This window comes from Microbacterium schleiferi (assembly GCF_038150145.1).
Lineage (GTDB): Bacteria > Actinomycetota > Actinomycetes > Actinomycetales > Microbacteriaceae > Microbacterium > Microbacterium schleiferi_B.
Map to the genome: position 1 here is coordinate 364337 of NZ_JBBWSA010000001.1, position 12489 is coordinate 376825.

Sequence of the window (12489 nt, forward strand, 5' to 3'; positions counted from 1 at the left end):
TCGAAAGCCGCCCTCAACCGAAAGGAAAAATCCGTGGACGCAACTACGGTTCTCGCCCAGGTCTCCGGCAACGTCGCGACGATGGGCTACGGCCTCGCCGCCATCGGCCCGGCTATCGGCGTGGGCATCGTCGTCGGCAAGACGATTGAGGGCGTTGCCCGGCAGCCTGAGCTGGCCGGTCGCCTGCAGGTGCTGATGTGGATCGGTATCGCCTTCACCGAGGCGCTGGCGTTCATCGGCATCGCCACTTACTTCATCTTCGTCTGATCCGACTCACCCAGCCTTAAGGAGACAGGATGCTCACGGCTCTTGTCACGTACGCCGCCGAAGAGGGGGCTGCGCATAACCCCCTCATCCCGGCGTGGTACGACATCATCTGGTCGTCGGTGTGCTTCATCGTCATCCTGGTGCTGTTCTGGCTTTATGCCCTGCCGCGGATGAAGAAGCTGCTCGACGAGCGCTCGGCGGCGATCGAAGGCAACATCGCGAAGGCCGATGAGGCCCAGCGCAAGGCCGAGGCCGCCCTTGAGGAGTACACCGCGCAGCTGGCTGACGCCCGCCGCGAGGCCGGTGAGATCCGCGACGCCGCCCGCGAGGACGGCAAGAAGATCGTCGCCGAAGCCAAGGAGAACGCGTCTGCCGAGGCTGCGCGCCTGACGGCTGCCGCGCACGCACAGATCGACGCCGAGCGCCAGACCGCGTTCGTCTCGCTGCGGAGCGAAGTGGGGACACTGGCCCTCGACCTCGCCGGCGGTGTGATCGGTGAGACCCTCTCGGACGACGCCAAGGCCAAGGCCGTGGTCGACCGGTTCCTTGCCGACCTCGAGGCATCCGAGACGGCGGCGAAGTAATGGGTAGCGCGACGAATCAGGCGCTCGCGGAAACGACCGCGGCGCTGGCTGCGGCACGTGGCGTCGACCTGACCGTCGCCCGCGAGCTGTTCGTGGCCGCGCGCGAGCTCGGCCAGACCTCGCAGCTCAGCGGTGCACTGGCCGACTCGGCAGCAGCCCCCGCGGCTCGCGCAAAGGTGATCACCGATGTGTTCGGCCCGTCGATGGAGCCGGCGACCGTCGGCTTGCTCACCAACGCCGTCCAGCAGCGGTGGTCGTCGGCGTCCGATCTCATCGATGGCATCGAAGAGCTCGCTGTTCGCGCCGCCACGATCGCGTCGGATGCTGACGTCGAGTCCGAGCTGTTCGAGTTCTCCCGCACGGTCGCGGCGAACCCGGAGCTCGAGCTGGCGCTCGGAAGCCGGCTCGGTGATGCTGCAGCGAAGGGCGACCTGGTTGCGAAGCTCCTGACCGGACGCGCGAGCGAGGCGACGGTGCTCGTCGCATCCTCGCTCGTGCAGCAGCCGCGCGAACGCCGCGTACGACAGCTGTTGTCGCGCGCGATCCGCATCGTCGCCAACGAACGCGGCCGCGCCGTCGCTACGGTCACTGCAGCGGCCCCACTCAGCGCGGAACAGGCGAGCCGCCTGACCGAGCTGCTCGGCCGCCGCTACGGCACCACGATCTCTCTGAACACCGTGATCGATCCGACGATGGTCGGTGGCCTGCGTGTGCAGATCGCCGATGACGTCATCGACATGAGCGTTTCCTCCCGGCTCGCAGACCTCCGTCAGCGACTGGCCGGTTAACGACACCGCCGACAGGCGCAGACTTCGGGCCCGACGCACGGAACCCGAGAAGGACCTTAACGAAGGAAGACCATGGCAGAACTCTCCATCAGCCCCGACGTCATCCGTGACGCGCTGAAAGACTTCGTCGCGGCCTACGAGCCCTCCGGGGCAGCGGCCAACGAGGTCGGCACCGTCATCGACGCCGCCGACGGCATCGCCCATGTCGAGGGTCTCCCCGGCGTCATGGCCAACGAGCTGGTGACCTTCGCTGACGGCACCGCGGGCTTGGCCCTGAACCTCGACGAGCACGAGATCGGTGTCGTCGTCCTCGGCGACTTCGCCGGCGTTGAGGCAGGTCAGCAGGTCACGCGCACGGGCGAGGTGCTCTCGGTTCCCGTTGGCGACGGCTACCTCGGTCGCGTTGTCGACCCGCTCGGCAACCCGATCGACGGTCTCGGCGAGGTCGCGACGGAAGGCCGCCGTGCTCTCGAGCTCCAGGCCCCGGGCGTGATGCAGCGTAAGAGCGTGCACGAGCCCATGCAGACCGGCATCAAGGCTATCGACGCGATGATCCCCGTCGGCCGCGGTCAGCGCCAGCTCATCATCGGCGACCGCCAGACCGGCAAGACGGCGATTGCGATCGACACGATCATCAACCAGAAGGACAACTGGGCTTCGGGTGACCCGACCAAGCAGGTCCGCTGCATCTACGTCGCCATCGGTCAGAAGGGTTCCACGATCGCATCCGTGAAGGGTGCGCTCGAGGACGCCGGCGCCATGGAGTACACGACAATCGTCGCCGCTCCTGCATCCGACCCCGCAGGCTTCAAGTACCTCGCCCCCTACACCGGCTCGGCCATCGGTCAGCACTGGATGTACGGCGGCAAGCACGTCCTGATCATCTTCGACGACCTCTCCAAGCAGGCCGAGGCCTACCGTGCCGTGTCGCTGCTGCTGCGCCGCCCGCCGGGCCGTGAGGCGTACCCCGGCGACGTCTTCTACCTGCACTCGCGTCTGCTTGAGCGTTGCGCGAAGCTCTCCGACGAGCTGGGTGCAGGGTCGATGACGGGTCTTCCCATCATCGAGACCAAGGCCAACGACGTCTCGGCGTACATCCCGACCAACGTGATCTCGATCACCGACGGCCAGATCTTCCTGCAGTCCGACCTCTTCAACGCCAACCAGCGTCCCGCGGTCGACGTGGGTATCTCGGTTTCGCGTGTCGGTGGTGACGCGCAGGTGAAGTCCATCAAGAAGGTCTCGGGAACCCTCAAGCTCGAGCTTGCCCAGTACCGTTCGCTGGAGGCTTTCGCGATGTTCGCGAGCGACCTGGATGCGGCATCCCGTCGCCAGCTCGCCCGCGGTGCTCGCCTGACCGAGCTGCTCAAGCAGCCGCAGTACTCGCCGTATCCCGTGGAGGAGCAGGTCGTCTCGATCTGGGCCGGCACCAACGGCAAGCTCGACACGATCGAGGTCGAAGACGTGCTGCCGTTCGAGCGTGAGCTGCTGGACTTCCTGCGCCGCAACACGACGATCCTCGACCGTCTTCGCGAGACCAACGTGCTGGATGACGACACCGTCGCCGAGCTCGAGAAGGTCGTCGATGACTTTGTGCTGGAGTTCCGCTCTGGCAAGGGTCAGGCGATCTCCAAGCCCGGCCACGAAGAGGTCGACGCTGCACAGGCTGAAGACGTCAACCAGGAGAAGATCGTCAAGGGCCGCCACTAAGGCTGCGCGAGGGCGATAAACCATGGGCGCACAACTCCGGGTCTACAAGCAGAAGATCTCTTCTGCCCAGACGACCAAGAAGATCACGAAGGCGATGGAACTCATCGCGGCTTCGCGCATTCAGAAGGCGATGGGTCGCGTGCGGGCGTCAGCTCCGTTTGCTCGCGCGGTGACCCGCGCGGTGTCGGCGGTTGCCACGCACTCGAACGTTGATCACCCGCTCACGACGGAGCGTGAGGTCATTCGGCGCTCGGCCGTGGTGATCTTCGCCTCCGACCGTGGACTTGCCGGCGCGTTCAACTCGCAGATCCTCCGTGAGGGTCTCGAGCTCGCGCAGCTGCTGCGTGAGCAGGGCAAGGAACCGGTGTTCTACCTCGTCGGGCGCAAGGCTGTCGGGTACTTCCAGTTCCGCAAGATGGCAAGCGCCGGGCAGTGGACGGGCGACACCGACACGCCGCACTTCCACACCGCGGAAGAGATCGCGGCAGCTCTGCTGGATGCGTACGACCGTGGCGGCAACGAGGGCGGTGTCGATGAGATCCACCTCGTCTACAACCGCTTCGTGAGCATGATGACCCAGAGCCCGGAGCAGGTCCGCCTGCTGCCGCTCGAGGTCGTCGAGGCCGAGGAGTCGGCATCCGCTGAGGTGTACCCGTTGTACGAGTTCGAGCCGGATGCCGAAACGGTGCTCAACCAGCTGCTGCCGGTGTACGTCCAGAGCCGCGTCTTCAACGCACTCCTGCAGTCGTCTGCCGCAAAGCACGCCGCGACGCAGAAGGCGATGAAGTCCGCGAGCGACAACGCCGACAAGCTCATCACCGACTACACCCGCCTGCGCAACAACGCGCGACAGGCCGAGATCACGCAGCAGATCGCCGAGATCGTCGGCGGCGCCGACGCTCTGGCGTCGGGCAAGTAGACCTGACACGAAAGAGAATGACCATGACTCCCACCGCAACCGCCGAGAAGACGGCGGTCGTCGGCCGCGTCGCGCGCGTCACCGGCCCCGTCGTCGACATCGAGTTTCCGCATGACTCGATCCCCGACATCTACAACGCGCTGACCACCACGATCACGATCGACGGTGAGTCCAGCGAACTGACCCTCGAGGTCGCGCAGCACCTGGGTGACGACCTCATCCGCGCCATCGCGCTCAAGCCCACCGACGGTGTCGTTCGTGGTCAGGAAGTCCGTGACACGGGCGGCCCGATCTCGGTGCCCGTGGGCGACGTGACCAAGGGCCACGTGTTCAACGTCACCGGCGAGGTCCTCAACGCCGAGCCCGGCGAGAAGATCGAGATCACCGAGCGGTGGGGCATCCACCGCAAGGCTCCGGCCTTCGACCAGCTTGAGTCCAAGACGACGATGTTCGAGACCGGCATCAAGGTCATCGACCTGCTGACCCCTTACGTGCAGGGTGGAAAGATCGGCCTCTTCGGTGGTGCAGGCGTTGGCAAGACCGTCCTCATCCAGGAGATGATCCAGCGCGTCGCTCAGGACCACGGTGGTGTGTCGGTGTTCGCCGGTGTCGGCGAGCGCACCCGTGAGGGCAACGACCTCATCCACGAGATGGAAGATGCCGGAGTCTTCGACAAGACCGCCCTCGTGTTCGGCCAGATGGACGAGCCGCCGGGGACCCGTCTTCGCGTCGCGCTGTCGGCCCTGACGATGGCCGAGTACTTCCGCGACGTGCAGAAGCAGGACGTGCTGCTGTTCATCGACAACATCTTCCGCTTCACGCAGGCCGGTTCCGAGGTCTCGACGCTGCTCGGCCGCATGCCCTCCGCCGTGGGTTACCAGCCGAACCTCGCCGACGAGATGGGTGTGCTCCAGGAGCGCATCACCTCGACGCGTGGTCACTCGATCACCTCGCTGCAGGCGATCTACGTGCCCGCCGATGACTACACCGACCCGGCGCCGGCCACCACCTTCGCCCATCTGGATGCGACCACCGAGCTTTCGCGTGCGATCGCCTCGCGCGGTCTGTACCCTGCGGTCGACCCGTTGACCTCGACCAGCCGCATCCTTGACCCGCGTTACGTCGGTGAAGACCACTACCGTGTGGCGACCGCCGTGAAGCAGATCCTGCAGAAGAACCAGGAACTGCAGGAGATCATCGCGATCCTCGGTGTCGACGAGCTCTCCGAAGAGGACAAGGTCGTCGTGTCGCGTGCGCGCCGCATCCAGCAGTTCCTCTCGCAGAACACCTACATGGCCAAGAAGTTCACCGGCGTCGAGGGCTCCACGGTCCCGATCAAGGAGACGATCGAGTCGTTCGACGCGATCGTCAAGGGTGACTTCGACCACGTGGCCGAGCAGGCGTTCTTCAACGTCGGTGGCATCTCAGACGTCGAAGAGCGCTGGGCGCAGATCCAGAAGGAGAACGGCTGATCATGCCGCTGCACGTCAGCCTCGTCTCCGCCGACGCCGAAGTGTGGTCGGGGGAGGCATCCCTCGTCGTTGCCAAGACCGTCGAGGGTGAGATCGGCTTCATGACCGGTCACGAGCCGGTGCTCGCGATCCTCGCCGAGGGCCAGGTGCGCATCACCAAGGATGACGGCAGCAAGGTCGTCGCGAACGCTCAGGACGGCTTCCTCTCGATCGAGAGCGATGTCGTCACGATCGTCGCCGGCAACGCCGCTCTCGTCGCCTAACACCAGCATCCGCCCCAGCGCTCGGCCTCGGCCGCGTCGCACGGAGGTAGGAAGAATCGCCGAGGTAGGACGAATGCATCGTCATCCGTCCTCCCTCGGCGATTTCGCCTTTCTCGGAGAGGTGACGCCGTGCTGATTCTGCTGCCGCCGTCGGAGACGAAGCGACCACGCGGCGACGGTGCGCCGTGGGATGCATCCCGCCTGGCACTTTCTGAACTCACGCCGATCCGCGAATCGGTCATCGATGCATTGGTGCGGCTGAGTGAGGATCCGGATGCCGCGACCAAGGTCTTGAAGCTCGGGCCGAAGCAGCGCGGTGAGATCGAGGTGAATCGGACGCTGCGTACGTCGCCGACAATGCCAGCGATCGACCGGTACACGGGGGTGCTGTTCGACGCTCTGGATGCCGCGAGTCTGGACGGCTCTGCGCGGCAGTGGCTCGACGAGCATGTCATGATCCATTCCGCGCCCTTCGGCCCGGTCGGTGCTCTGGACCTCATCCCGTCCTACCGGCTGGGCGCCGGCATCCGGCTTCCCGGCCTCACCTCGCAGCGGAGCCTCTGGGCCGGGTCCGTCGGGGCAGCGCTCGACCGTCACGCCCGCGGTTTCGTGCTCGATCTCAGGTCCGAGGCATACGTTGCGCTCGGGGCTGCGCCCGTCGAGCGGAGCGCCTACGTGCGAGTCCTGACGCGGGACCCGAACGGGGAGACACGGGCTCTCAATCACTTCAACAAGAATGCGAAGGGCCGACTCACCCGCGCTCTTGCGGAATCCGGTGCCGCGCTGTCGGATGCGGCGCAATTCGTGGAGTGGGCCAGTGACGCCGGACTCGAGACGCACCGCGTCGACGACGTCGTCACGCTCATCGTGCCTCATGCTGAGAATCTGCTGACAGCGGCGCCCAAGGATCGCTAGCATGAACGCAACGGGCGAGTGCCCCGTCTCGCACCAGCTCGAGGTGCGGGTCCTGACCGTTCGGGAGGAACGTTCATGTTCGAACAGGTAGGCGCGTCAGTCGTCTATTACAACGATGGTGGGGGGATCGGCTTGCTGATCTTCCTCGTCTTCTTCTGGATCATCTTCGCTGCTGCCGGGTATGTCCTCACGTCGTTCTTCCTGATGCGGGTGTTCGACAAGGCCGGTGTGCAGGGCAAATGGCGCGCGTGGGTGCCGATCTACAACGGCATGATCTTCCTGAAGCTCGGCGACCTCAGCCCGTGGCTGCTTCTCTACGCCATCGGAGCGTCGATTCTTCTCGGCTGGATCCCGGTCATCGGCCAGATCATCATGCTGGCGACCTTCATCCTGACGCTGATGGCGGCTTGGCGCGTGGGGCTGAAGCTGCAGAAGGAAGCCGTCTGGCTCATCCTCTACTTCTTCCTTTCGATCGTGTGGCTCGGTATCGCCGCCTTTGACAAGTCGCGCTGGAACACGGCGATCCCCGCCGCCCCGTGGGCAGGCAACGGTTTCCTGGCTGACCGCACGAACTGGGAGGGCATCCCCTCGCAGGTTCCTGCCGGTGGCTACCCGGCCAACCCTGCGACCAGCCCGGCTCCCGGCTATGCAGCACCGCCGGCGCCGCCGACGGGATACGCTCCTCCCGCTGCGCAGCCGCCGGCAAGCCCCGAGCCGCCCGCGGCTCCGGAAGAGCCCAAGGCGTAATCCGGCTTGACCCAGAGGCCCCCACCGCACGGTGGGGGCCTCTCACGCGTTCGGCGGCCGCGTTCTTCGCGTTCGCTGACGGCGCACCCGAGACATTTGCCCGTCGCGGGATGCCGGGCGTAGCGTCAGCGAGGACGTGTCAGCGAGGAGCCGACCGTCCTTCTCCGGTGGAAGGAACTCCTCGTGCTCTGGACCCTCCTGGTGCGATACTTGCGACCCGCATGGCCGCTGATCATCGCCGTCATCGTCTTTCAGCTCGCTCAGTCGATCGCGTCGCTCCTGCTACCGACCCTGAACGCTGACATCATCGATAACGGTGTGGTGACCGGCGACATCGGATACATCTGGTCGACGGGCGGGCTCATGCTCGTCATCTCACTCGTACAGGTCGTCTGCGCAGTCATCGCCGTGTACTTCGGGTCCCGGCTCGCCATGGGAATGGGCAAGAACCTGCGTGCCGATGTCTTCCACCGTGTGGTCGCGTTCTCGCAGCGCGAGGTCGGGAACTTCGGCGCCCCCTCGCTCATCACCCGCAACACCAACGATGTGCAGCAGGTGCAGATGCTGGTGCAGGTATCTGCGACGCTGATGGTCTCGGCTCCGATGCTCGCCATCGGCGGCGTCATCATGGCGATCCGCCAAGACCCGGGTCTGTCGTGGTTGATGGCCGTAGCCGTGCCGGTGCTGCTGATCCTGGTCTCACTCATCGTCGTGCGGATGGTTCCTGCGTTCACTGTCATGCAGCAGCGGATCGACCGCGTCAATCAGATCATGCGTGAGCAGCTCACCGGCATCCGTGTCGTCCGCGCCTTCGTCCGTGAAGACCACGAACGCGAGCGCTTCGACGTCGCGAGCCGGGACGTCATGGCGACGGGACTTCGCGCGGGCAATCTCATGGCGCTGATGTTTCCCGTGGTCATGCTCGTGCTGAATATCTCGAGCGTTGCGGTGATCTGGTTCGGCGCCTTCCAGGTGCAAAACGACGGTGTCGAGATCGGAACGTTGTTCGCCTTCCTCACCTACATCATGCAGATCCTCATGGGTGTCATGATGGCGACCTTCATGTTCGTCATGATCCCGCGCGCCGCGGTCTGTGCGAAGCGGATCGGCGAGGTCCTGGACACGGAGCCCTCGGTCGAGCCTCCCGCAGAGGCCGCCAGCGCGCCGGTGCCGCGCGGCAAGGTCGAGTTCTCGCACGTGGACTTCGCGTACCCCGGCGCCCAGGATGCGGTTCTTCACGACATCACGTTCACCGTCGAGCCAGGCACGACGACAGCGATCATCGGATCGACGGGGTCGGGCAAGTCGACGCTCATCGGGCTCGTGCCGCGCTTGTTCGATGTGACGGCGGGGGAGGTGCGCGTCGACGGTGTCGACGTGCGCGCCTATGATCCCGATGACCTCTGGGCGCGGATCGGGCTGGTTCCGCAGCGGGCTTTCCTTTTCTCGGGAACTGTCGCGTCGAACCTGCGGTACGGGGATGCCGCTGCCGACGACGCGAGCCTGTGGCGTGCCATCGAGCTTGCGCAGGCGCGTTCCTTCGTCGAGGCCTTCCCTCTCGGGCTCGAAGCGCCGATCGCGCAGGGAGGCACGAATGTCTCGGGCGGGCAGCGACAGCGACTCGCGATAGCGCGAGCCCTCGTCAAGAACCCGCCGATCTTCATCTTCGACGACTCGTTCTCAGCCCTCGATCTGCGAACGGATGCCGCGCTTCGCCGGGCGCTCGACACCGAGCTCCCCGACGCTACGCGCTTGGTCGTTGCCCAGCGAGTCTCGACGATTCAGCACGCCGACCAGATCGTGGTGCTCGACCACGGCCGGATCGTCGGCATCGGGACACATGAGGACCTCGTGGAGACCTGCGAGACCTACCGCGAGATCGTTGATTCCCAGCTCTCGGCGGAGGCAGCAGCATGAGCGCGCCACGTCCCGCTGCAGGCGCGGCTCCCGCGCGCGGTCCGATGGGTGGTGGCCCTATGGGGCGCGGGATGGGAATGCCCGTCCAGAAAGCTCAGAACTTCGGCGCGAGCGCGAAGCGACTGCTCGCGCATCTGCGCCGAGAGAACGCGCTCCTCATCCTGGTCATCGTGTTGGGCGTGTTCTCGGTCGCGCTGTCGGTGATCGGACCGAAGCTCCTGGGGGAGGGGACGAACCTCGTCTTCGCCGGGTTCGTCTCTCTCCAGTTCTCGGATGTTCCTCCGGGAACCACACAACAGCAGATCATGGACCAGCTGATTGCGAACGGTCAACAGGAGCAGGCTGACCTGCTCTCGACGATGACCTTCACCCCGGGTGCGGGTATCGACTTCGCAGCCCTTGGTCAACTCCTGCTGCTCGTGCTCGCCGTGTATGTCGGCGCGAGCCTGTTCGGATGGCTGCAGGCCCGCATCCTGAACGGCGTCGTCCAGCGCGCGATGCACCGGCTGCGCATCGAGGTCGAGCAGAAGATCCACCGCCTGCCGCTGTCGTATTTCGACCGCGTGCAGCGCGGGGAGCTGCTGAGCCGCGTCACCAACGACGTCGACAACATCGGTCAAAGCCTCCAGCAGACTCTGTCGCAGGTCGTCATTTCGCTCCTGACCGTGATCGGCGTCTTGATCATGATGTTCGTGATCTCGCCGCTGCTGGCGGTGATCGCACTTGTGACGATTCCGCTCACGATCGTGGTGACGGTTCTTGTCGCACGCCGCTCCCAAGCGCTGTTCGTCACCCAGTGGCGGGCGACGGGCGTTCTCAACGCCCGCATCGAGGAGACGTTCTCGGGGCATTCGGTGGTGAAGGTTTTCGGCCACCAGCGTGAGGCCGAAACCGATTTCGCCGCCGAGAACGAGGAGGTCTACCGCGCGAGCTTCGGGGCACAGTTCCTGTCGGGGATCATCATGCCGGCGATGATGTTCATCGGGAACCTCGTCTACGTCGCTATCGCGGTGGTCGGCGGGCTGCAGGTTGCCGGGGGGATGCTCTCGATCGGAGACGTGCAGGCCTTCATCCAGTACTCGCGGCAGTTCACGCAGCCCCTGAGCCAACTCGGATCGATGGCGAACCTGCTGCAGTCGGGGGTGGCAAGCGCCGAGCGGGTGTTCGAGCTGCTGGACGAGCCCGAGCAGACCGACGATCCGGAGCCCGCCGAGACCGTTCCGGCCGACGCGAGCACGCTCGAGTTCCGCGACGTGTCGTTCCGCTATGTCGCGGACACGCCGCTCATCGATGATCTGAGCCTGCGCGCGGCATCCGGAAGCACTGTCGCGATCGTGGGACCCACGGGCGCGGGAAAGACGACTCTCGTCAACCTCGTCATGCGCTTCTACGACGTGGATGAGGGCGGCATTCTGCTCGACACTGCGGCGGGGCTTCCGGGCGGGGGTCTCGATACGCGACGGATGACGCGTGATGACCTCCGCGCGCGCACCGGCATGGTGCTGCAGGACACGTGGCTGTTCGCTGGCACGATCCGAGAGAACATCGCGTACGGGAGGCCGGACGCGACCGAGGAAGAGCTGGTGGCGGCAGCCTCGGCGGCATACGTCGACCGATTCGTTCATGCCCTGCCGGACGGGTACGACACGGTGCTCGATGACGAGGCGACGAATCTCTCGGTCGGGGAGCGCCAGCTCGTCACGATCGCGCGGGCGTTTCTCGCGGATCCTCGCATCCTCATTCTCGATGAGGCGACCTCGTCGGTCGACACCCGCACCGAGCTGCTGATCCAGCGCGCGATGTCTCGCCTGCGGCGTGACCGCACCTCGTTCGTCATCGCACACCGTCTGTCCACGATTCGGGATGCCGACCTCATCCTGGTGATGGAGAGCGGCGCGATCGTCGAACAGGGGACGCACGAGGAGCTGCTGCGTGCGAGGGGGGCCTACTGGGCGCTCTACAACGCACAATTCGAGGCCCCCGCCGATGAGGGCGCCGAGACCACCGAGAACGGGTGATGACGCATCCACGGTCGGGTATGTCCCCGCTCGGGACGTGACGTTCGATTAGGATGTGACGGTCGGTGCCTGGCACCGATACCGACAACGACGAGGAAAGGGTCGCGTGGCCGAGGTTTCCGCCCATTCCCGCACCGTTTACCTGGCACGCGATCGCCTCGAGCTCGCGTGGGCCGCGGTGACAGATACCGGCCGTCGGCGTGAGATCAATCAGGATGCCGTCCTCGCGGAGTACCCGCTGTTCGTCGTCGCCGACGGAATGGGCGGTCACATCGGCGGTGAGATCGCCAGCGCGAGCGCTGTCGAACGCCTTCACGCGGTTGCCGACACCGGCTCGGTCTCCACGAAAGCGATCGAGAAGGCCCTCGCTCGAGCGGTGAAAGACATCGCCGCTCGCCCGGAAGCAACCGACGAGGCTACCGGCACGACAGTGACCGGGCTGTTTCTGGATGTGTCGGGGGCTGAGGCATCCTGGGTCGCCCTCAACATCGGGGATTCGCGGGTCTACCTGCTGCGCGATGGCGCGATCGTTCAGGTCACGACAGACCACTCGGTCGTGCAGGAGCTCATCGCTTCGGGGCGGTTGAGCCCGGAAGAGGCCGAGAACCACCCGTACGGCAACGTCATCACTCGGGCTCTCGGGCCGAGCGAGAGCGTCACACCCGATTACGTTCGTCTCGACGTCGTTGACGGTGACAGATTCGTCATCTGCTCCGACGGACTGACCAAGGAGCTCACCGACTTCGGCATTCAGCACTTCCTCGTCGAGCACCCCGAGCCGGCGGCGGCGGTCGAAGCGATGCTTGATGCCGCGCTCGAGAACGGCGGACGAGACAACATCTCGATCGTCGTCGTGAACGTCGCTCGCGTCCCCGGCGCCTGAGGCTCC

Annotated in this window: 12 protein-coding genes; all 12 read left to right on the plus strand. The window is 65.5% G+C overall.

Going from position 1 to position 12489, the window contains the following annotated elements; genetic code table 11:
* The first annotated feature begins 33 nt into the window (after positions 1 to 33).
* The 12 genes from atpE to AADH62_RS01670 all read left to right on the plus strand — a co-directional run bounded on the left by atpE (position 34) and on the right by AADH62_RS01670 (position 12483).
* Positions 34 to 267: an ATP synthase F0 subunit C gene (gene atpE / locus AADH62_RS01615; RefSeq protein ID WP_292711925.1), complete on the plus strand. Its 234-nt coding sequence runs from the start codon at positions 34 to 36 to the stop codon at positions 265 to 267.
* 29 nt (positions 268 to 296) lie between these two features.
* The gene (locus tag AADH62_RS01620) at positions 297 to 851 is read left to right on the plus strand and encodes a F0F1 ATP synthase subunit B (RefSeq protein ID WP_341577976.1); all 555 of its coding nucleotides are present in this window, start codon (positions 297 to 299) and stop codon (positions 849 to 851) included.
* Positions 851 to 1639, plus strand: a complete 789-nt coding sequence (locus tag AADH62_RS01625) for a F0F1 ATP synthase subunit delta (protein WP_341577977.1) — start codon at positions 851 to 853, stop codon at positions 1637 to 1639. The genes AADH62_RS01620 and AADH62_RS01625 overlap by 1 nt, the downstream gene beginning before the upstream one ends.
* 72 nt (positions 1640 to 1711) lie before the next feature.
* Positions 1712 to 3349: a F0F1 ATP synthase subunit alpha gene (gene atpA, locus AADH62_RS01630; protein WP_341577978.1), complete on the plus strand. Its 1638-nt coding sequence runs from the start codon at positions 1712 to 1714 to the stop codon at positions 3347 to 3349.
* A 22-nt stretch (positions 3350 to 3371) separates the two neighbouring features.
* Positions 3372 to 4268, plus strand: a complete 897-nt coding sequence (locus AADH62_RS01635) for a F0F1 ATP synthase subunit gamma (RefSeq protein ID WP_341577979.1) — start codon at positions 3372 to 3374, stop codon at positions 4266 to 4268.
* Positions 4269 to 4291: 23 nt separating this feature from the next.
* Positions 4292 to 5740 carry a F0F1 ATP synthase subunit beta gene (gene atpD, locus AADH62_RS01640; RefSeq protein ID WP_292711935.1) on the plus strand — a complete coding sequence of 483 codons (1449 nt, stop codon included), beginning with the start codon at positions 4292 to 4294 and terminating at the stop codon, positions 5738 to 5740.
* A gap of 2 nt (positions 5741 to 5742) precedes the next feature.
* Positions 5743 to 6003, plus strand: a complete 261-nt coding sequence (locus tag AADH62_RS01645) for a F0F1 ATP synthase subunit epsilon (RefSeq protein WP_341577980.1) — start codon at positions 5743 to 5745, stop codon at positions 6001 to 6003.
* A 129-nt stretch (positions 6004 to 6132) separates the two neighbouring features.
* Positions 6133 to 6918 (plus strand): peroxide stress protein YaaA, encoded by a 786-nt coding sequence (locus AADH62_RS01650; protein WP_341577981.1) that lies wholly within the window; start codon positions 6133 to 6135, stop codon positions 6916 to 6918.
* 75 nt (positions 6919 to 6993) lie between these two features.
* Positions 6994 to 7665, plus strand: a complete 672-nt coding sequence (locus AADH62_RS01655) for a large exoprotein (RefSeq protein WP_341577982.1) — start codon at positions 6994 to 6996, stop codon at positions 7663 to 7665.
* A 183-nt stretch (positions 7666 to 7848) separates the two neighbouring features.
* A complete protein-coding gene (locus AADH62_RS01660; protein WP_341577983.1) occupies positions 7849 to 9582 on the plus strand; it encodes an ABC transporter ATP-binding protein in 1734 nt (577 codons plus the stop codon).
* Complete coding sequence (locus tag AADH62_RS01665) at positions 9579 to 11600, plus strand: ABC transporter ATP-binding protein (RefSeq protein ID WP_341577984.1); 2022 nt, start codon at positions 9579 to 9581, stop codon at positions 11598 to 11600. Before AADH62_RS01660 ends, AADH62_RS01665 begins: the two co-directional genes overlap by 4 nt.
* A 106-nt stretch (positions 11601 to 11706) precedes the next feature.
* Entirely contained in the window at positions 11707 to 12483 is a 777-nt protein-coding gene (locus AADH62_RS01670; RefSeq protein WP_341577985.1) for a PP2C family protein-serine/threonine phosphatase, read from the plus strand.
* Positions 12484 to 12489 lie beyond the last annotated feature (6 nt).